Source organism: Burkholderia sp. Bp8963, assembly GCF_003854275.1.
Taxonomy (GTDB): Bacteria; Pseudomonadota; Gammaproteobacteria; order Burkholderiales; family Burkholderiaceae; genus Burkholderia.
On the sequence record NZ_QTQP01000024.1, the window covers coordinates 1 to 20794 of the forward strand.

At 68.1% G+C, this 20794-nt stretch carries 17 protein-coding genes; 5 read left to right on the forward strand and 12 right to left on the reverse strand.

Annotated features, from left to right (window positions below):
- On the forward strand, positions 1-710 hold a 710-nt coding region (locus tag DID96_RS20495; protein WP_148094509.1), incomplete at its 5' end, for an NAD(P)(+) transhydrogenase (Re/Si-specific) subunit beta.
- Between the two features lie 42 nt (positions 711-752).
- On the opposite strand, the gene DID96_RS20500 is transcribed toward DID96_RS20495, so the two are convergent.
- The 7 genes from DID96_RS20500 to DID96_RS20530 all read right to left on the reverse strand — a co-directional run bounded on the left by DID96_RS20500 (position 753) and on the right by DID96_RS20530 (position 9717).
- Positions 753-1439 carry a YafY family protein gene (locus tag DID96_RS20500; RefSeq protein WP_124601094.1) on the reverse strand — a complete coding sequence of 229 codons (687 nt, stop codon included), beginning with the start codon at positions 1437-1439 and terminating at the stop codon, positions 753-755.
- 91 nt (positions 1440-1530) lie between these two features.
- Positions 1531-1926 carry a VOC family protein gene (locus DID96_RS20505; RefSeq protein ID WP_124601095.1) on the reverse strand — a complete coding sequence of 132 codons (396 nt, stop codon included), beginning with the start codon at positions 1924-1926 and terminating at the stop codon, positions 1531-1533.
- Positions 1927-2248: 322 nt separating this feature from the next.
- Entirely contained in the window at positions 2249-3547 is a 1299-nt protein-coding gene (locus DID96_RS20510) for a class I SAM-dependent RNA methyltransferase (protein ID WP_124601096.1), read from the reverse strand.
- A gap of 44 nt (positions 3548-3591) precedes the next feature.
- Entirely contained in the window at positions 3592-5715 is a 2124-nt protein-coding gene (locus tag DID96_RS20515; protein WP_124601097.1) for a site-specific recombinase, read from the reverse strand.
- 354 nt (positions 5716-6069) lie between these two features.
- On the reverse strand, positions 6070-6795 hold the full coding sequence (locus DID96_RS20520) for a membrane integrity-associated transporter subunit PqiC (RefSeq protein ID WP_124601098.1): 726 nt from the start codon (positions 6793-6795) through the stop codon (positions 6070-6072).
- On the reverse strand, positions 6792-8432 hold the full coding sequence (locus DID96_RS20525; protein WP_124601099.1) for an intermembrane transport protein PqiB: 1641 nt from the start codon (positions 8430-8432) through the stop codon (positions 6792-6794). The genes DID96_RS20520 and DID96_RS20525 overlap by 4 nt, the downstream gene beginning before the upstream one ends.
- A complete protein-coding gene (locus DID96_RS20530; RefSeq protein ID WP_124601100.1) occupies positions 8425-9717 on the reverse strand; it encodes a paraquat-inducible protein A in 1293 nt (430 codons plus the stop codon). Before DID96_RS20530 ends, DID96_RS20525 begins: the two co-directional genes overlap by 8 nt.
- A gap of 256 nt (positions 9718-9973) precedes the next feature.
- Here DID96_RS20530 and DID96_RS20535 point away from each other — a divergent pair, with 256 nt between their 5' ends.
- The 3 genes from DID96_RS20535 to DID96_RS20545 all read left to right on the forward strand — a co-directional run bounded on the left by DID96_RS20535 (position 9974) and on the right by DID96_RS20545 (position 11769).
- Positions 9974-10534, forward strand: a complete 561-nt coding sequence (locus DID96_RS20535) for a cytochrome b (protein ID WP_124601101.1) — start codon at positions 9974-9976, stop codon at positions 10532-10534.
- A gap of 8 nt (positions 10535-10542) precedes the next feature.
- Complete coding sequence (locus DID96_RS20540) at positions 10543-11112, forward strand: YceI family protein (RefSeq protein ID WP_124601102.1); 570 nt, start codon at positions 10543-10545, stop codon at positions 11110-11112.
- Between the two features lie 63 nt (positions 11113-11175).
- Positions 11176-11769, forward strand: coding sequence for a YceI family protein (locus tag DID96_RS20545; protein WP_124601103.1), 594 nt, complete (start codon positions 11176-11178; stop codon positions 11767-11769).
- Between the two features lie 266 nt (positions 11770-12035).
- On the opposite strand, the gene secF is transcribed toward DID96_RS20545, so the two are convergent.
- The 5 genes from secF to queA all read right to left on the reverse strand — a co-directional run bounded on the left by secF (position 12036) and on the right by queA (position 18135).
- The gene (gene secF / locus DID96_RS20550) at positions 12036-12986 is read right to left on the reverse strand and encodes a protein translocase subunit SecF (RefSeq protein ID WP_124601104.1); all 951 of its coding nucleotides are present in this window, start codon (positions 12984-12986) and stop codon (positions 12036-12038) included.
- A gap of 16 nt (positions 12987-13002) precedes the next feature.
- Complete coding sequence (secD, locus tag DID96_RS20555) at positions 13003-15018, reverse strand: protein translocase subunit SecD (protein WP_124601105.1); 2016 nt, start codon at positions 15016-15018, stop codon at positions 13003-13005.
- Between the two features lie 106 nt (positions 15019-15124).
- Entirely contained in the window at positions 15125-15451 is a 327-nt protein-coding gene (gene yajC / locus DID96_RS20560; protein ID WP_124601106.1) for a preprotein translocase subunit YajC, read from the reverse strand.
- A gap of 246 nt (positions 15452-15697) precedes the next feature.
- Positions 15698-16900, reverse strand: a complete 1203-nt coding sequence (tgt, locus tag DID96_RS20565) for a tRNA guanosine(34) transglycosylase Tgt (RefSeq protein WP_124601107.1) — start codon at positions 16898-16900, stop codon at positions 15698-15700.
- Between the two features lie 176 nt (positions 16901-17076).
- Positions 17077-18135, reverse strand: a complete 1059-nt coding sequence (gene queA, locus DID96_RS20570) for a tRNA preQ1(34) S-adenosylmethionine ribosyltransferase-isomerase QueA (RefSeq protein ID WP_124601108.1) — start codon at positions 18133-18135, stop codon at positions 17077-17079.
- Positions 18136-18296: 161 nt separating this feature from the next.
- Between queA and recG the strand changes: the two genes are divergently transcribed.
- Complete coding sequence (recG, locus tag DID96_RS20575; RefSeq protein WP_124601109.1) at positions 18297-20699, forward strand: ATP-dependent DNA helicase RecG; 2403 nt, start codon at positions 18297-18299, stop codon at positions 20697-20699.
- Positions 20700-20794: the final 95 nt, after the last annotated feature.

The window sequence follows — 20794 nt, forward strand, 5'->3', positions numbered from 1 at the left end:
CGGGCATCGGCTTCTCGCTGAACAACGCGATGCTGATCATCGCGGGTTCGCTGGTCGGCTCGTCGGGTGCGATCCTGTCGTACATCATGTGCCACGCGATGAACCGCTCGTTCTTCAACGTGATCCTCGGCGGCTTCGGCGGCGACGCGTCGGCCGGCGGGCCGGCGGGTGCGCAGGAGCAGCGCCCGGTGAAGTCGGGCTCGGCGGAAGATGCGTCGTTCATGCTCGGCAACGCGGAGACGGTCGTGATCGTGCCGGGCTACGGCCTGGCGGTGGCGCGCGCGCAGCACGCGCTGAAGGAGCTGACCGACAAGCTGGTCGAGAAGGGGATCGACGTGAAGTACGCGATCCACCCGGTCGCCGGGCGGATGCCGGGGCACATGAACGTGCTGCTCGCGGAAGCGGAAGTGCCGTACGAGATCGTGTACGAGATGGAAGACATCAACGGCGAGTTCGGGCAGGTCGACGTGGTGCTGGTGCTCGGCGCGAACGACGTGGTGAACCCGGCCGCGAAGAACGATCCGAAATCGCCGATCGCGGGGATGCCGATCATCGAGGCGTACAAGGCGCGCACCGTGATCGTGAACAAGCGCTCGATGGCGGCGGGTTATGCGGGGCTCGACAACGACCTGTTCTACATGGACAAGACGATGATGGTCTTCGGCGATGCGAAGAAAGTCATCGAGGACATGGTGAAGTCGGTCGACTGACGCGCTCGTCACTGTGTCGCGGCGTGCCGCCGCCCGGGCGCGTCAGCGCATCGGCGCTTCCGCAATCCGCATGTAGTCCGCGATCCGGCGCCCTTCCATGTCGGGAAACTGCTCGTGCACGGTGATGTCGCCCATCCGCGCGATGTCGAAGGTGCGAAAGTCGTCGCGCAGCTCGCACCACGCGCCGATCGTCCAGCGCCCGCCCCAGTACACGAGCCCGAGCGGCCACACGCGGCGCTGCGTGTGTGCGCCGAGGCGGTCGCGATACGCGAAGCTGACGATGTGCCGCGTGTCCACCGCCTGGTGGATCGCGTCGACCTTCGCAGAGAACGCCTCGTCGATGTGGAACGACGGCGCGAACACCGGCAGGCGGTCGAGCGCGGTGCGCTTGTCGGCCGGCATCGCCGACGCGATCTTCGCGAGCGCCGAACGTGCGCCGCCCGCGAAGCGCGCGCCGCCCCAGGTCTCGAGCATCCGCGCGCCCGCGGCGAGCGCCGCGAGCTCCTCGGCAGTGAACGTGAGCGGCGGCAGGCTCGCATGGCGGTTCAGCCGGTAGCCGATCCCGGCCTCGCCTTCGATCGGCACGCCCGACAACTGCAGGTCGCGCACGTCGCGGTACACGGTGCGCGGCGACACCGACAGCCAGTCCGCCAGTTGCTGCGCGGTCGTCAGGCGCCGGCCGCGCAGCAGTTCGGCGATCTGGAACAGGCGGTCGGCACGGCGCGTCATTTCTGGTCCTCGATTCCGTCGAAGGCGGCGATCCCGCGATGATAGCGCTGCACCCGCTGCACCCGCTGCACCCGCTGCATCTCAGACCGGCTCAGTGGCATTTCCGAGCGTGCAGGCCGACGCGGTTGCCTTCGGTATCGATCAGGTACCCGATGTAACCGTAGTTGTTCGGCAGCTCGACGACCGAGCCCTGCACGATCCCGCCCGCGCGCTTCGCGCGCTCGAGCGCCGCGACGACCGATTCGCCCGCGTTCAGGTAGACGAGCACGCCGGTCGCGCTCGGCTTCATCTGCTGCGGGTCGTAGACGATGCTGCCGCCGGTGCCCGACGCCTCGTGGTCGAACATCGCCATCGGCACGCCGCCGATCACTTCGCGCTGCAGCGTCGTCTGCAGCACGGTTTCGTAAAAGCGGATCGCGCGGTCGAAATCGAGGGACGGAATGTCGAACCATGCGATTGCGCGTTGTTCCTGGATGGCGGACGTCATGACCTGCTCCTTGTTTCGTTTGATTTCGTCTGGGAAACCGGCGTTGCATTGCGCCGGGAATGCAGTGTGATCGAGGGCTGCTGACAGCGTGCTGTCAGTAGCTTCGTCAGTCATGACATGCAGCCGTCGGGATGTGTCAGGGGCGAGCGATGTCGGCAAATGCGCGGATCGGCCGGGTGTGCGCCGGGGACGTCAGGACGACGAGCAGTCACGGGCGACGATCTCGCGTCCGGTTCGGAGAGGGAGGGGGAATTTGCGGCGGCGGGCGACGGCAGGCGCCGCCCGGTGCGTGCGCGTTCGCGTGGCCGCGAACGCGTGATGCTTACGCGTCGCCGTCCGGCGCGGCCGGGCGCGCCTTCACGCTGCCCGCGATCAGGTCGAAGCGGAACAGCCGGCATTCGAGCGCGCCGTTGAAGAGCGGCGTCTTCGCCGACTCGCGCAGCCGGAGCTGGCCCGGCAGCGAACGGTCGGACGTCAGCAGGAATGCCTGCCAGCCCGTGAAGCGCTGCTTCAGCGCATCGCCGAACGAGTTGAAGAATTCGGCATCGGGCGCATCGGTGTGCGTGCGGCGGAACGCGTCGTCGTTGCCGCGGTTGCGGCCGGTCTCGCGCACCTCGCCGCGCGCGCTGCGGCCGCGCACCTCGATCCGCTCGCCGTACGGCGGGTTCGCGACGATGATCCCCGGCGCGTCGCACGGCGGCGCCACCACGCGCGCGTCGACCTGCTTGAGCCACACCGACGGCACGCCCGCCCGCTCGAGGTTCGTGCGCGCCTTGTCGAGCATGTCGCCCGAAATGTCGCTGCCGTAGACCGCGAGATCGTCGCGCTTGCCGCGCGCCGCGCGTTTCGCGTCCAGCGCCGCGACCTTCAGGCCCTGCCACGCGGTGATGTCGTACTGCTTGAGCTTCTCGAAACCGAAGCGCCGCTCGACGCCTGGCGCCACGCCGAGCACGATCTGCGCGGCTTCCGCGAGGAACGTGCCGCTGCCGCACATCGGGTCGTACAGCGGCGTGCCGGGCGTCCAGCCGGTCAGGCGCAGGATGCCGGCCGCGAGGTTCTCGCGCAGCGGCGCCGCGCCCTTGTCGAGGCGCCAGCCGCGCTTGAACAGCGGCTCGCCGGACGTGTCGAGGTACAGCGTGCAGTCGGTGGCGGTCAGGAACGCGAACACGCGCACGTCGGGCGCACCGGTGTCGATGCTCGGGCGCGCGCCGGTCTTGTCGCGCAGCCGGTCGCAGATCGCATCCTTCACGCGCAGCGTCGCGAACTCGAGGCTCTTCAGCGGCGACTTGATTGCGGTGATGTCGACGCGCAGCGTCTGCGTCGCCGCGAACCAGCGCTCCCACGGCTGCTCGAGCGCGAGCGCGTACACGTCCTGCTCGTTGCGGTACGGGCGGTGCGCAATCTTCAGCAGGATGCGGCTGGCGATCCGCGAATGCAGGTTTGCGGCCATGCCGGCGGCCCAGCCGCCCCGGAAATGGACGCCGCCCGGCACCTGCGCGCCCGCGGCGAACGGCGCGCCGTCCAGGTGGCGGCCGGCGATCTCGGCCAGCTCGGCGGCGAGCGCCGCTTCGAGGCCGCGCGGGCAGGGAGCGAAGAATTCGAACAGGGTGGGCGAGGACATAAGACGGGTGAGGACGGACAAAAGTCCACTATTGTACGCGCCTGTCAGTGCGACCCGGGCTGGCTCGCGCGGGCCTTCCGGTCGTCGGCCGGCCAGACGAGCACGACCGGATTCGCGGCGACCGCGCGGCCGATCGCGGCGACCAGCGCGCGCACCTTGGTCGGCCGCAGGCTGCGCGAGCGTACGGCCATCGTGAACGCGAGCGCGAAGCTCACCAGCACGTTGAGGATCGCCATGCTGAGCACGCCCGCCGCGGCCCACCACAGCTCGGGCGTGTGCAGCGTTTCCTTGCCGAGCACGCCGAGCGCGATGCCGATCGACCCCGCGGACAGCGTCACGTGCCGCACCTCGAACGAGAACAGGAACACGCTGACGATCGCGGGCACGAGGCCGAGCATCAGGCCGAGGCCGACGTTGGCGACCACGCCGGCGACGTTCGACCGGCAGAAATGCGCGAGCTTCGCCGCGCCGGCCGCGCCGAGCGTGAGGCGCAGCCGGCGGTTGTACGTGAGCGCGTCGCCGACGCGATGCAGCACGAACCAGTTGTCGGCCCAGCCGGCGATCAGGCTCGACGACCACAGCAGCACACCCGTGAGCGCCGCGTACAGCGGCGTCGGGCCGAGCAGCGAGAACGACTGCAGCGTCGCATGCGCCTTTTGCGGCGAGATCAGGTTCGCGTGCAGCACGCCGCTCGCGAACATCTGCACGAGGAAGCACACCGGCAGCACGACCAGCACGTTGCCGGCGATTGCCGCGGCCTGCGTGCGGATCAGCGCGATCACCGACGCGACAAACTGCTTCACGCCGTCGTCGTGCGTGGTGCCGTCGAGCTCGCGCGCGAGCGTCGGCGCGGTCATCGCCGGCTGTTTGGTCGCGAGCGTGAAATGCAGGAAGTGCATCAGCATGAAGCTCGCCGCGTAGTTGACGCCGGCGAGCAGCCCTTCGAGCATCGACTGCAGGTGCGCGCCGGTGATCGCGAACTTCGCGCAGACCGTCACGACGGTGACGAGCCCGCCGCCCGCGGCCATCCGCAGCATCTTCAGGTACTCGGCGCGGCCGCGCGTGATGTAGTGCTCGCCGGTGTCCGCGTTGGTCTCGACGAGCTTGCGCGCGAACAGCGAGAAATTGCTGCGCACGAGGTGCGACACGCTCTGGCTGTTCTGGTTCGCGTCGACGAGCGCGGCGCTCAGGTGCGCGATCCCGCGCAGGTCGTCGCGCGCCATCCACGCGTTGAGCAGCATTTCCGCGCGCTGGATGCGCATCCGCATCCGCTCGACCTGGAACACGATGTCGACCGACACGCCGTTGCGGTAAAGATGCGAGAACACGTCGTCGACCGCCACATGGCATTCGTCGAGCAGCGAGCGCAGGTAGTTGACCTCGTGCAGCAGCTTGCTCGGATCGCCGCCGTCCTCGACCGCCGCATGCGCGGTCTCGACGGCGAGCATCGCGCGCGTCAGCCGGTAGAACGGCTGCGACTCGAGCGGCTGGTGCGCATCGTCGTCGGACAGGCGGCTGCGCACCGTCTGCGACAGGCCGGTCGAGCTGATCTGGCAGGTCAGGTTGTGCAGCGCGGCCAGCAGGTCGCGCGAGAACGAGCCGGGCTCGTGGCGCTCGTCGTCGGTCACGTCGAACGAGAACAGCGCGGCGATGCGCGCGAGCAGATCGTCGGGCAGCGCGTCGATCCACTGTGCGTCCTCCGGCGCCGGGAACATCAGCGTGAACAGCGCGGTGAGCTCGCGGCGGTTCGGTGCGGGCGGGATCAGCGACGCGTCGAGTCGCTCGAACAGCGCGCCGAAGAAGCCCGAGTGGACGGGCATGCCGGCGTCGCACAGCAGCGAGATCCCGTCGCACTCGCGCAGGATGCTGCGCAGAATCCGCGCGGCGTGCGATTTCCACGCGGGATTGCGGTCCAGCACGTGGAACAGGTAGCGCAGCCGCGCGTGTGCGGGATACGTGCGGACGTCGTCGTCGCGCTCGGCCGCGGCGTCCTGCGCGGACTGCATCGCGCCGCTGCGGCGCAGCCAGTGCGCGAGCTCGATCAGCCATTCGCTGCGCTCGGCGTATGACGCGTCGGCGTCCGCATGCGCGAGCAGCGCGTCGAGCTGGTGGCTCGCACTGCGCGACGCGCGCCACTTCTTGATCAGGGTCGTCAGGGAACGAAACATAAAACGGAATAGCGAAAGCCCGGGACGGGCAGGTTTCGGATGCGGCGAAGCGCCAGCCGGGAGGGCGGCGCCTGGAATGCCGGTGAGGCTGGCCGGGCACGGCGGCACGGTGCGGCCCGTTCGATGCGGCTGGCGCGACGTCACGGGCGCGCGCGGGTTGCGAGGTGGCTTGCCGGCGGCGCGGGTGATGCGTGCGGGCGCGGGTGCCGGCCGGTGCAGGCCTGAACGTGCGTAGGATCGTCAATCGGACGCAAAAACGCAAGCCGACCGGAAGGCCAGTCGGCGGTTCCGGCGGATTTTGACAAACAATGCAAGTTCGGGCCGTGGCGGTCCGCGCGCCGCCGCCGCTGCCGGTTACGTCCCCGGCTTGCCGGTCGCGCCGGTCGGGCCGGCCGCGTCGCCGGCCGTTGCGTTCGCGGGGCACGGGACGAGCGGCGCGGCGGCGGTCTTTCCGCCGGACGTCGTCGCGGCCGCTGCGCCGCGCCGCGCCGCCATCGCGCGCACGCCGGCCGCTGCCTGCGCGGCGATCGCGTCGAGCGCGCGGCGGTGGCCGGCGACGAGCGCGTCGTAGCCGTCGCCGACGGGTTCGGCGATGCTCGTGCGGCAAGTCATCACCGACGGCGTGCCGACCGCGCGTACGCTCCACACCGCATCGATCGCCGCGCGCTTGGCCGGCCACGACTCGAAACGCTGCACATTGACGCTCACGCGGTAGACGGGCACGCCGGCGGGCGTCGCGGAGTTCGCGACGTCGATCGTGCCGAGCTGCGCGGCGAGATCGTCGGACAGCGCGCGGCGGATCTCGTCGGCGGGCGGCGACGCCCAGCGCTCCTGCTCGAGCACGTCGACCTGCGCGGCGCTCTTCTGCACGACGAGCTGGTTCTTCGCGACCTGCTCGGGCACGCCGACGGACGGCACCTCGATCAGGAACGGCGGGTTGGCGGGCGCGGTGCGCGTCGCGAGCGCCGCGTTGGCGGGGCTCAGCGTGTAGAACCGCGCGGGCGGCGAGCTGCACGCGGCGAGCGCCAGCGCGGCGGCCAGCGCCGCGCCGCATGCAAGTGCGTTCACGCGTGTCGTCATGGTTGATCTCCTGGCTTGCCCTTGAGCAGCGATTCGGGGTGACGCTCGAGATAGTCGGCGAGCGCGTTCAGCGACTGCAGCGTGCGCGTGAGCTCCTTCAGCGCGCCGCGCACGTCGGACTGCAGCGGCGAATCCTGCTGCAGCGTCGCTTCCGCGGTCGAGAAGGTCTGCTTCGCGGCCGACAGCGTGTCGCGCGCCTCGGGCGCGACCTGCGTGTCGAGCTGCTTGAACAGCCTGTCGGCGTTCGCGAGCGCGCTGTTCAGGTTCGAGCCGATCTGGTCGAACGGCACCTTGTCGAGCTTCTTCGCGATGTCGGCGACCTGCACCTGCAGCTCGTCGAGCGAGTTCGCCACGGTCGGCAGCTCGAGCGGCTGGCGTGCCGGATCGATCTTCACGACAGGCGCCTTCGGGAAGAAGTCGAGCGCGACGTACAGCTGGCTCGTCAGCAGGTTGCCGGTGCGCAGCTGGCCGCGCAGCCCGTGCTGGACGAGGCGCTCGACGATCAGGCGGCGGGCCGGTTCGCCCTTGCTCGCGATCGTTTCGCGGAAGCGCGGGCCGAGGCGTTCCGGATAGATGTTCATCGTCACCGGCATCGTGAACGTCTTCGTCTTCGGTTCGAACTCGATGCCGATCTTCGTGACCTCGCCGAGCACGATGCCGCGGAAGTCGACCGTCGCGCCGACCGAGAGCCCGCGCAGCGACTGGTTGAAGTTCATCACGACCGGCAGCGGCTGGCCGTCCGGGTCGCGCATCGCGTCGGTCTCGTCGGACGCGAGGCGGAACGTCGTGTTGTTCGGCGCGTTTGCGCCGCTGGTCTGGTTCGGCGGCGCCTGGAACGCGATGCCGCCGAGGATCACGGTCGCGAGCGACTGCGTGTTCAGCTTGAGGCCGCTCGAGTCGAGCCGCAGGTCGACGCCGCTCGCCTGCCACCAGCGCGAGTTGATGCCGACGTACTGGTCGTACGGCGCGTTGACGAACACGTTGAAGGTCACGCCCGTGCCGTCCTTGTCGAGCGCGAAGCCGACCACCTGGCCGACCTGCACGCGCCGGTAGTAGACGGGCGAGCCGATGTCGACCGAGCCGAGCGAATCGCCGCGCAGCACGTACTGCGTGCCCTTCTGGTCGCCGGTGACGGGGGGCGGCGTCTCGAGGCCCGTGAAGTCGGTCTCGCCTTCGGACGAGCGGCCGGCGTCGACGCCGATGTAAGCGCCCGACAGCAGCGTGCCGAGCCCCGACACGCCGGTCGCGCCGATGCGCGGCCGCACGACCCAGAAGCGCGAGCCCTTGACCGCGAAGTCCTCGGATTCCTTTTTGAGCTGCACGTCGACGAGCACGCGCGCCAGGTCCTTCGACAGCGTGATCGTCTTGACCATGCCGATCTCGACGTCCTTGTACTTGACCTGGGTCTTGCCGGGTTCGAGGCCTTCGGCGCTGTGGAAGCTGATCGTGATCTCCGGGCCGCGCTCGCGCACGGACTTGATCACGAGGCCGATGCCGATCAGCGCGGCGATCAGCGGCACGAGCCAGACGAGCGACGGCAGCCAGCCGCTTTTCGACGAGATCACGGGATCGGGCGGGCGGGGACCGTCGGGGGGAGACGGATGGCCGGCCCCCTGCGGGTCGTGCGGACTATTCATGGTGTTTCCCAGAAGTTTCGACGGGATCCCAGATCAGGCGGGGATCGAACTGCATCGACGCGAGCATCGTGAGGATCACGACCGAGCCGAACGCGATCGCGCCGGGGCCGGCCGTGATGATGGCGAGCGAACGGAAGTGGACGAGCGCGACGGTGAGCGTCACGACGAAGATGTCGAGCATCGACCAGCGGCCGATATGCTCGACGAGCCGGAACAGGCGCGTGCGCTGCATCGGCCGCCACGGCGAGCGGCGCTGCGCGCTGATCACGAGGATCAGCAGCACGCAAAGCTTCAGCATCGGCACGAGGATGCTCGCGACGAACACGACGACGGCGAGCGGCCAGTCGCCCGATACCCAGAACAGCACGACGCCGCTCATGATCGTGTCTTCCTGCGAGCCGACGATCGACGACGTGCGCATGATCGGCAGCAGGTTCGCCGGGATGTAGAGGATCGCCGCGGCGATCAGCAGCGCCCAGGTGCGTGCGAGGCTGTTCGGCACACGGAAATGGAGCGCCGCGCCGCAGCGCGTGCAATGCGCGTACGCGTCGGAGAGCGGCTGCACGAGCCCGCACGTGTGGCAGCTGGCGAGGCCCTCGCGGTCGGCCGTCGGCGTCGTCATCGGCGGGGGGGCCTGCGGCAGGGAGGCGGCGTCGCGGCCGCGCGAAGGCGCGCGGCCGGCGCGCAGGTCGTCGGCGATGTCCCACAGCATGCCGGGATCGAACATCAGGACGACCGCGATCATCAGCGTCAGTGCGGCGAACGCGAACAGCGCGGCTTCCGGCACGACGTGCGCGAGCGTGACCATCTTGACGATGGTCACGAGAATGCCGAGCATGAACACCTCGATCATTCCCCACGGGCGCACGAGCTGAACCGCGCGCAGCACGAGATTGAATCCGGGCGGGATCACGCCGCGCCGCATCGGAAACAGCAGGTACAGCAGCGCGGCCATCTCGATGAGCGGGAACAGCACGGTCGAGCAGAACACCATCACCGCGACGAGCGCCATGTCCTGGTGCCACAGCGAATCGATCGCGCCGATCAGCGTCGTCTGCACGCGATTGCCGTTCACGTCCATTTCGAGGATCGGGAACGCCTGCGCGATCACGAACGTGATCAGCGCTGCAAGCGCGAGCGCGCAGATCCGGTCGAGCTGGGCCGACGCGCTGCGGTAGAGCAGCGCGTTGCAGCGCGGGCAGTGCGCACTGTCGTGACCGCCAAGGCGCGGTTTGTGCAACAGTGCGTCGCACTCGTGGCAGGCAATCAGGTCGTTTCGTTGCATGGAGAAAGCGGTTGCGCGACAGCGGGAGGGCGCGTCGACGGGGCCGGAACCCGCGCCAATCTTACCAAAACGGCTTTTCCGCGGTGTCAAGAGCGCGGCGCCGTGTGACAGATCGGTAACGTGGCGCGAAGCTGGCAGCCGGCTGGCACGTCCGTCGTCGGAACCCGCGCGCGTCGAAAGGTTGCGGTAGCATGGCGCCCTTGGCATGCGTCGGACGAATCGGAGCCGCGCTGCACTTTGCTGAACTGAGGACTCCATGGCATCGAAACCGCTGCTGGCCACGCCGGCACGTTACACGCAGACGGCGATCGCGCTGCACTGGCTGATTGCGCTGCTGATCGTTTGCGGCTTCGCGCTCGGCTGGGTGATGACCGACATCCCCGGCTTCACGCCGACGAAGCTCAAGTATTTCTCGTGGCACAAGTGGATCGGCGTGACGGCGTTCGCGCTCGCCGTGATCCGCGTGCTGTGGCGCGCGACCCACGTGCCGCCGTCGCTGCCGGACGGCATGCCGGCCTGGCAGCGCATCGGCTCGCATGGCGTGCATTGGCTGCTGTATGCGCTGATGCTCGTGATCCCGATCACCGGCTACCTGTACAGCTCGGCGTCGAACATCCCGGTCGTGTACCTCGGCATCGTGCCGCTGCCGCGCCTGATCGATCCCGATCCGGTGCTGAAGGAAACCTTCAAGACGCTCCATGTGTCCTTGAATTACATTCTGCTTGCGCTCGTCGCGATGCACATGCTCGCGGCAATCAAGCATCAGTTGTTGGACCGTGACGGCCTGCTGTCGCGGATGCTCCCCTTTGCCAAATGAAGGATCCCATGAAAGTGTCTTTCTCCCGCTCCATGCTGGCCGCGTTCGCCGCGTTCGCCGCGGTGTCGCTTGCCGCGTCGGGCGCGGCGCACGCCGACGTCGATCTGGCGAAGAGCAAGGTGTCTGCCGTGTCGAAGCAGATGAACGTGCCGACCGAGGGCGTGTTCAAGAAGTTCGCCGCGCAGATCAGGTTCGATCCGGCGAAGGCCACGCAGGGCAGCGCGCAGGTGTCGATCGACATCGCGAGCTACGACCTTGGCGACAAGATGTACAACGACCAGGTTGCCGGCAAGGACTGGTTCGATGCGAAAGCCTTTCCGCAGGCGACCTTCGTGTCGTCGGCGATCGCGCCCGCGGGCGGCAGCAAGTACAACGTGACCGGCAAGCTGACGATCAAGGGCAAGGCCGAGACCGTCACGGTGCCCGTGACGATCACGCAGAACGGCGCGACGCAGACCTTCGACGGCGTGCTGCCGATCAAGCGCTCGGCGTTCAACGTCGGCACCGGCGAGTGGAAGGATACGTCGGTCGTCGCGGACGAAGTGCAGATCAAGTTTCATATCGTGTCCGCGAAATAAGCGCGGCAATGTCGTGTAACCCGGCGCCGCGCATGAGCACGGCGACGTTCCAAGGAGAATGAATTGAACAAGCATCTGATGATCGCGGCCGGTGCGCTTGCCGCTTCGCTGTCGTTCCCGGCATTCGCCGACGTGGCGACGTACCAGTTCGACCCGAGCCACACGTACCCGAGCTTCGAGGCCGACCACTTCGGCGGCCTGTCGGTGTGGCGCGGCAAGTTCGACAAGTCGCAGGGCAAGGTGACGCTCGATCGCGCGGCGAAGACTGGCACGGTCGAAGTGACGACCGACATCGCGTCGGTCAGCACCGGCAACACGAAGCTCGACGAGCACCTGCAGTCGGCCGAGTTCTTCAATGCGACGAAGTATCCGGAAGCGACTTACAAGGGCACGATCAAGTTCGACGGCGACAAGCCGACCGAAGTCGTCGGCAACCTGACGCTGCATGGCGTGACGAAGCCGCTGACGCTGAAGATCGACTCGTTCAAGTGCATGCCGCACCCGATGCTCAAGCGTGAAGTGTGCGGTGTCGACGCGGTCGGCGAATTCGATCGTGGCGATTTCGGCGTCGATTACGGCAAGGCGTACGGCTTCAAGATGGCGACCAAGCTGCTGATCACGGCCGAAGCGGTCAAGCAGGACGCGGCCAAGCAGTAAGCCGGCCCCGATCGCGCCGGGCGGCGTGAGCCGCCACGCGAGCAACCGCCGCGTTTCCCGTCGGGACGCGGCGGTTTTTTATTGCCCGGCGCGCCGCGCTGCCGGGCCTGCTGCGTACGCTTGATCCCTTGCTCCACTTGGTATCTCTTCGTCTCGGCGAAAAAGTGTCAACCTGTTTCAGGACGGGTCAGGAAAAACAAAAAGGCCGGTTCGCGAGAACCGGCCTTTTCCGTTTGCCGAAGCAGTGTGCCGAAGCAGCGACGCGCTTACACCTGCGCGCCCGCGTTCGGATCGTCCGGATCATGCGCGAGCTTCTTTTCCTTGATCAGGTCTTCGCGCTTGATGCCGAGCCACATCGCGAGCGAGCCCGCGACGAACACCGACGAGTAGATGCCGAACAGGATGCCGACCGTCAGCGCGAGCGCGAAGTAGTGCAGCGTCGGGCCGCCGAAGAAGAACATCGACAGCACCATCATTTCGGTCGACGTGTGCGTGATGATCGTGCGCGACATCGTGGTCGTGATCGCATGGTTGATCACTTCCTGCACGGTCATCTTGCGTTCGCGGCGGAACGTCTCGCGGATCCGGTCGAAGATGACGACCGACTCGTTCACCGAGTAGCCGAGCACCGCCAGAATTGCCGCGAGCACCGCGAGCGAGAACTCCCACTGGAAGAACGCGAAGAAGCCGAGAATGATCACGACGTCGTGCAGGTTCGCGATGATGCCGGCGACCGCGTACTTCCATTCGAAGCGGAACGACAGGTAGATCACGATGCCGATCACGACGCACGCGAGCGCGAGCAGGCCGTCGGTCGCGAGCTCCCGGCCGACCTGCGGGCCGACGAACTCGACGCGCTGCAGCGTCACGTCCGGGCTTTGCGCCTTCAGCGCGGTCATCACCTGGTCGCTCTGCTGCGCGGACGTGAGGCCCTGCTTGAGCTGCAGGCGGATCAGCACGTTGCGCGACGTGCCGAAGTTCTGCACCTGCGCGTCGGCGTAGCCGAGCTGGCCGAGCGTCGTCCGCACGGGCTCGAGCTGCGCAGCCTGCTGATACTGCACTTCGATCACCGTGCCGCCCGTGAACTCGACGGACAGGTGCAGCCCGCGATGGAACAGGAAGAACACGGCGGCAAGGAACGTTACCAGCGAGATCACGTTGAAGACCAACGCGTGCCGCATGAACGGGATGTCTTTACGGATACGGAAAAATTCCATGGTCGTCTCCGGGTCCTTAACGGGTCGAGCCCGGTTTCTTCTGCGACGCCGCGCGGTTGCGCAACTGCGGCTTGCCGGTGCGCGGCGCGTTGGCGTTCGCGGGGGCGGCGAGCTTCGCGGCGCGCGCGGTGTCGGTCGATTCGTCCGCGGCGGTGAACGACGGGGCGCCGGCGGTCGCGCCTTCCGGCTTCCACACCTGGCCGATCGCGAGCGACTTCAGCTTCTTGCGGCCGCCGTACCAGAGGTTGACGAGCCCGCGCGAGAAGAACACCGCGGAGAACATCGACGTCAGGATGCCGATACAGTGCACGATCGCGAACGCGCGCACGGGGCCCGAGCCGAATGCGAGCAGCGCGAGGCCGGCGATCAGCGTCGTGACGTTCGAGTCGAGAATCGTCGCCCACGCGTGCGCGTAGCCCGACTGGATCGCGAGCTGCGGCGGCTGGCCGGCGCGCAGTTCTTCACGGACGCGCTCGTTGATCAGCACGTTCGAGTCGATCGCCATACCCAGCGCGAGCGCGATTGCGGCGATGCCCGGCAGGGTCAGCGTCGCCTGCATCAGCGACAGCACCGCGACGAGCAGCAGCAGGTTCACCGACAGGCCGATCACCGAGATCGCACCGAACAGCATGTAGTACGCAATCATGAACACGGCGATCGCGCAGAAGCCCCAGATCACCGAGTGGATACCCATCTTGATGTTGTCGGCGCCGAGGCTCGGGCCGATCGTGCGTTCCTCGATGATGTCCATCGGTGCGGCGAGCGAGCCGGCGCGCAGCAGCAGCGCGAGGTCGGCCGCGGCCTGCGGGGTCGGCTGGCCCGTGATCTGGAAGCGGTCGCCGAGTTCCGACTGGATCGTCGCGACCGTCAGCACTTCGCCCTTGCCCTTCTCGAACAGCACCATCGCCATCGGCTTGCCGATGTTCTCGCGCGACACCGCGCGCACCGAACGGCCGCCCGCCGAGTCGAGGCGGAGGTTGACCGACGGACGCTGATGCTCGTCGAAGCCGGCCGATGCGTCGATGATGCGGTCGCCGGTGAAGATCACGTCCTTCTTCAGCAGCACGGGCGCCTGGTTGCCCTGCGTGAACAGCTCCTCGCCCGGCGGCACCGGATCGTTCGGATTCGGGTGCGTGTTGAGCGGGTCGGCGAGGCGCGCTTCCAGCGTCGCGGTGCGGCCGATGATGTCCTTCGCCTTCGCGGTGTCCTGCACGCCCGGCAGTTCGACGACGATGCGGTCGCTGCCCTGCTGCTGCAGGATCGGCTCCGACACGCCGAGTTCGTTGACCCGGTTGTGGAGCGTCGTCAGGTTCTGCTTGAGCGCGGCGTCTTCGACGGCCTTTTGCACGGCCGGCGTGAACGTGCCGACCACCTGCACGCCGCCGCCGCCGGGGCGGGTCGCCCATTGCAGCTCGGTGACCGACGACGTGAGCAGCTGGCGCGCATCGTCGGCGGCCTGCGAATCGCTGAAGTTGACGACGACGGACTGGTCGACGCGGCTCACGCCGCCGTCGCGAATGTTCTTGTCGCGCAGCAGCGTGCGCGTATCGGACGCGTCGGAATCGAGCTTCTTCGTCAGCGCGCCCGTCATGTCGACCTGCAGCAGGAAGTGCACGCCGCCACGCAGGTCGAGGCCGAGATACATCGGCAGTGCGCGCAGCGCGGTCAGCCAGCGCGGCGACGCGCTCTGCAGGTTCAGTGCGACGATGTACTGCGGATCGTTCGGATCGGCGTTCAGCGTCTTCTGCAGCAGGTCCTTCACGCGCAGCTGCGTATCGGTGTCCTTCACGCGCACGCGGATGTTCGCGTTGGCGGCCGTGTTCTCGAAGGTGACGTCGTCCGGCGTGATCTGAGCGGCTGCGAGCGCGGCATCGACCTGGCTGAGCGTCGCCGAGTCGAGCTTGACCGTGGCCTTGCCGCTCGACACCTGCACCGCCGGCGCTTCGCCGAAGAAATTGGGCAATGTGTACAGAAAGCCGATGGCGAGCGCCACGACCATCACGACATATTTCCAGAGTGGGTAACGATTCATGAGGGGGCCGAACGGGGTAGTTGGCTGGAAAGCATCGCGTCCGGCGCCGTGGCGGCCCGCTTCTCGGGCGGGCGCGGCGCGGAAGGCCGGACGCTCGGGGAAGGGCTTACAGCGACTTGATCGTGCCCTTCGGCAGAATGGTCGTCACAGCGGCCTTCTGCACGGTGATTTCGGTGCCTTCGGCGATCTCGACGCCGATGTAGGCTTCCGAGACCTTCGTCACCTTGCCGACGACGCCGCCGCTCGTGACGACTTCGTCGCCCTTGGCCATGGCGGAGAGCATGTTGCGGTGCTCCTTCTGCCGCTTCATCTGCGGACGGATCATGATGAAGTACAGCACGCCAAACATCAGGATGAGCGGCAGGAAGCTCATCAGGCTCGATTCGGCGCCACCCGCGGCACCTTGCGCGAAGGCATTGGAAATGAACGGCACGTTGGTCTCTCCGTAAGGGAAGATCGAAAATTAAGCCGGTTATTCTACCACCGGCCCCAAGCGCGACGGCGCCGCAAAATGCGCTTTGGGATCAAGCTGTTAATGCGGGATAGGGGCCGTCGTCGTTTGCGAAAGAAAGGCAATTGTAATGTTTGACGGTTCTAACCGATACCTGTCAGTGCCTTTTTAGTACTTGTCTGATCGGACGCACGGCGCCGGCACATCGCGCGCGGCGCCGCCCGCCCGTCAGTCGACCCCTCTCGCGCGGTCCTCTGCGAAGCGCTGGCGGAACGCGTCGAACGTGTGCGTCTCGATCGCTTCGCGGATCTCGCTCATCAGCTGCAGGTAGTAGTGCAGGTTGTGGATCGTGTTGAGCTGCGCGCCGAGGATCTCGCCGACCCGGTGCAGGTGGTGCAGGTAGCCGCGCGAGAAGTTCTGGCACGTGTAGCACCCGCAGCTCGGGTCGAGCGGCTTCAGCGAATGCTTGTGCGTCGCGTTGCGGATCTTCACGTCGCCGAAGCGCGTGAACAGCCAGCCGTTGCGTGCATTGCGGGTCGGCATCACGCAGTCGAACATGTCGATGCCGTTCGCGACGCCGTCGACGAGGTCCTCCGGCGTGCCGACGCCCATCAGGTAGTGCGGCTTGTGCGCGGGCAGCTTCGGGCCGACGTGCCGCAGCACGCGCATCATGTCTTCCTTCGGCTCGCCGACCGACAGCCCGCCGATCGCGAGGCCGTGGAAATCCAGCTCGGCGAGGCCCGCGAGCGATTCGTCGCGCAGATCCTCGAACATCCCGCCCTGGACGATCCCGAACAGCGCGTTCGGGTTGCCGAGCCGGTTGAACTCGTCGAGCGAGCGCTTCGCCCAGCGCAGCGACATCCGCATCGAGTCGGCCGCTTCCTTGTGCGTGGTCGGCACGCCGTTGGTCGCGTACGGCGTGCACTCGTCGAACTGCATCACGACGTCCGAGTTCAGCACCTTCTGGATCTGCATCGACACTTCCGGCGACAGGAACAGCTTGTCGCCGTTGATCGGCGATGCGAACGTGACGCCGTCCTCGGTGATCTTGCGCAGGTCGCCGAGCGAGAACACCTGGAAGCCGCCCGAATCGGTCAGGATCGGCTTGTTCCAGCCCATGAAGCCGTGCAGGCCGCCGTGCGCGTCAATCGTGTCGAGGCCCGGGCGCAGCCACAGATGGAACGTGTTGCCGAGGATGATCTGAGCCTTGATTTCATGCAGCTCGCGCGGCTGGATCGCCTTCACGGTGCCGTAGGTGCCGACCGGCATGAAGATCGGCGTCTCGACGACGCCGTGGTTGAGCGTCACGCGGCCGCGCCGCGCGTGGCCGTCGGTCGTCAGCAAGTCGAACTTCAGGCCGTTGTGCGGGCGGATGTGTTCGTGCGCGTCGTGATCGTGCGTAGCGTGAGCGTGGGAGGGGCCTTCGGTCATCGTATTGTTCTCCTTGCCACCGGAAAACAGTCCGGCGCATGTTGAAAACGCCGCCGGGATGCCGGCGGCGGTAAAAAATCGGTTGCGCGCTATCGTAGCGTGCGCGGCGGGCAGGCGGCAGCGGCGTGCAACCGCACGCAGCCTCAAATGATGCGTGCAGACAGTGCGTGCGGTGCTTACGCGCCCGGCGCTTCACGCCGCGTGAGCAGCATCGCATCGCCGTAGCTGAAGAAGCGGTAGCGCGCGTCGATCGCGTGCCGGTAAGCGGCGCGGATCGTGTCGACACCCGCGAACGCGGATACCAGCATCAGCAGCGTCGACTTCGGCAGGTGGAAGTTCGTCACCAGACGGTCGACCACGCGAAACGCGTAGCCGGGCGTGATGAAGATGTCGGTCTCGGCCTGCGTCGCGGCGAGCGGCCGGCCCGCGGCGTCGGCGTCGCGCGCCGCAGCCTCGAGCGCGCGCATCGACGTCGTGCCGACCGCGATCACGTTGCCGCCGCGCGCGCGGGTCGCGGCGATCTTGTCGACGAGTGACTGCGGCAGTTCGTACCACTCGCTGTGCATCTTGTGCTCGGCGATGTTCTCGACGCGTACCGGCTGGAACGTGCCGGCGCCGACATGCAGCGTCAGCGTCGCACGTTCGACGCCCATCGCGTCGAGCTTCGCGAGCATCGGCGCATCGAAGTGGAGGCCAGCCGTCGGCGCGGCGACCGCGCCCGGGTTGCTTGCATAGACGGTCTGGTAGCGGGTTTCGTCGGTCGCGTCCGGATCGTGCTCGATATACGGCGGCAGCGGCAGGCGGCCGTACTGCTCGATCAGCGCCAGGCACGGCGCGGGGAAATGCAGCGTGAAGAACGGCTCGACGCGCTCGCCGACCGTCACGTCGAACGCGTCGGCAAGCGTCAGCGTCGTGCCGGGGCCCGGCGACTTGCTCGCGCGGATCTGCGCGAGCGCGGTGTGCGTGCCCGTCACGCGCTCGATCAGCACCTCGATCTTGCCGCCGCTCGCCTTGTGGCCGAAGAAGCGCGCTTTCAGCACCTTGGTGTCGTTGAACACGAGCAGGTCGCCGGCCGCGATGCACGACGGCAGTTCGGTAAAGCGGCGATCGACGAGACGGGCCGGCTCGACCGAATTGTCGACCTCGAGCAGGCGGCTCGCGGTGCGGTCGGGCAGCGCGGTTTGCGCGATCAGCTCGGGTGGCAGATTGAAATCGAAATCGGAAAGCGTGAACATGCGGGCTGGTTCGAAGCGGCCGGCGTGCGCCGCCGGCAGGCGGAAACGCGTAATTGGGGCGCGCGAGCCGCTATGATGGCGGGGTGCGCGGCTTGGCCGGCGTCGCTCGTTTGGACGACGTGAAAGCCGCTATTGTACTTGCGAAGCACCCTGACGATCCGATGCCCGTGTCACCACGCCGTTCTGCCGCCGCCGCCGTTGCAGATTCCGCCGATTCCGCCGATCCGTTCGACGCGGACGCTGCCGCGCCTGCCGCGCCTGCCGTGCGCGCGGCGCCGCGCCGCGCCGGGCCGCGCCGCGGCGCCGACGGCCGGCTCGCGCAGCCGGCGGCCGCGTTCGACGCACACGCATCCGGCGCCGGTCCGGACGAACCGGCCGGCGACGGGCAGGACGCCGCAGGGTCTTCCGCTTCCGGTCCGGCCGCACCTGATCCAGCCGCACCCAAGCCGGCCGCGCCTGAGCCGGCCGCGCCGAAGCGCAAGAAGGCCGCGGCCGACAAGCCCGTGAAAACCGCCGACAAGCTCGCGAAGCTCGGCCTGACGCGCTCGATCGATCTCGTGCTGCATCTGCCGATGCGCTACGAGGACGAAACCACGCTCACGCCGATCGGCGAGCTGCTGCCGGGCGGCATCGCGCAGACGGAAGGTGTCGTGTTCGACAACGAGGTCGCGTACCGGCCGCGCCGCCAGCTCGTCGTGAAAATCCAGGACGACGACGGCGAGCAGCTCGTGCTGCGCTTCCTGAATTTCTACGGCTCGCAGGTCAAGCAGATGGCCGTCGGCCAGCGGCTGCGCGTGCGCGGCGACGTGCGCGGCGGCTTCTTCGGGATGGAGATGGTGCATCCCGCGGTACGCGTCGTCGAAGCCGACGCGCCGCTGCCGCAGGTGCTCACGCCCGTCTATCCGAGCACGGCCGGCGTGTCGCAGGCGTACCTGCGCAAGGCGATCGAGAACGCGGTCGAGCGCACGCCGCTGCCGGAACTGCTGCCGCCGGAGATCGACCGCACGTACCTGAAACCGCTCGGCGTGCCGCCGCTCGCGGACGCCGTGCGGATCCTGCATCACCCGGGCGTCGACTCGGACGAAGCCGCGCTGATGGACGGCTCGCATCCCGCATGGACGCGCATCAAGTTCGACGAGCTGCTCGCGCAGCAGCTGTCGCTGAAGCGCGCGCACGAGGAGCGCCGCACGCGCGCCGCGCCCGCGATGCCGCGCCGCACGGCGAGCGATGCCGACGCGCTGACGACGCGCCTCTACGCGGCGCTGCCGTTCACGCTGACGGGCGCGCAGGCGCGCGTCGTCGACGAGATCGCGCAGGATCTGACATTGGCGCATCCGATGCAGCGGCTGCTGCAGGGCGATGTCGGCAGCGGCAAGACCGTCGTCGCGGCGCTCGCGGCCGCGCAGGCGATCGACGCCGGCTACCAGGCCGCGCTGATGGCGCCGACCGAGATCCTCGCCGAACAGCACGCGCGCAAGCTGCGCGGCTGGCTCGAGCCGCTCGGCGTGTCGGTCGCGTGGCTCGCCGGCAGCCTGAAGGCGAAGGAGAAGCGCGCGGCGATCGAAGCGGCCGCGCTCGGCACCGCGCAGCTCGTGATCGGCACGCACGCGATCATCCAGGACGCGGTCGAATTCGCGCGGCTCGGCCTCGTGATCGTCGACGAGCAGCACCGATTCGGCGTCGAGCAGCGCCTCGCGCTGCGCGCGAAGGCGGCCAACGCGGCGGACGGCGCGCACGGGTTCCAGCCGCACCAGCTGATGATGTCCGCGACGCCGATCCCGCGCACGCTCGCGATGACCTATTACGCGGATCTCGAGGTGTCGACGATCGACGAATTGCCACCGGGCCGCACGCCGGTGCTGACGCGCGTCGTCGGCGACGCGCGGCGCGACGAGGTGATCGCGCGCGTGCGCGAGGCCGCGCTGACCGGCCGCCAGGTGTACTGGGTCTGCCCGCTGATCGAGGAAAGCGAGACGCTGCAGCTGCAGACGGCCGTCGAGACCTACGAGACGCTCGTCGCTGCGCTGCCCGAGCTGCAGGTCGGGCTCGTGCACGGGCGCCTGTCGCCGGCCGACAAGGCCACGGTGATGGACGCGTTCACGCGCAACGACGTGCAGCTGCTGGTCGCGACGACCGTGATCGAAGTCGGCGTCGACGTGCCGAACGCGTCGCTGATGGTGATCGACCACGCGGAGCGCTTCGGCCTCGCGCAGCTGCACCAGCTGCGCGGCCGGGTGGGGCGCGGCACCGCGGCGTCGGTATGCGTGCTGCTGTACAGCGGGCCGCTGTCGCTCGCCGGCCGTGCACGGCTGAAGACGATGCGCGAGACCACCGACGGCTTCGAGATCGCGCGGCGCGACCTCGAGATCCGCGGCCCCGGCGAATTCCTCGGCGCGCGCCAGTCGGGTGCCGCGATGCTGCGCTTCGCGAACCTCGAAACCGACGGCTGGCTGATCGAGCCGGCCCGCGAAGCGGCCGCGCGGCTGATTGCCGGCTATCCGGACGTCGTCACGCAGCATCTCGCGCGCTGGCTCGGCGCGCGCGAGCAGTACCTGAAGGCGTGACGACCAATAAAGGGCAGATTGAGCGCAGATTGAGGGCCGGATTCAAAAGCGCGGAATTGCGCACGATGATGCGGAGAAACTTGGCGAACCGGCGT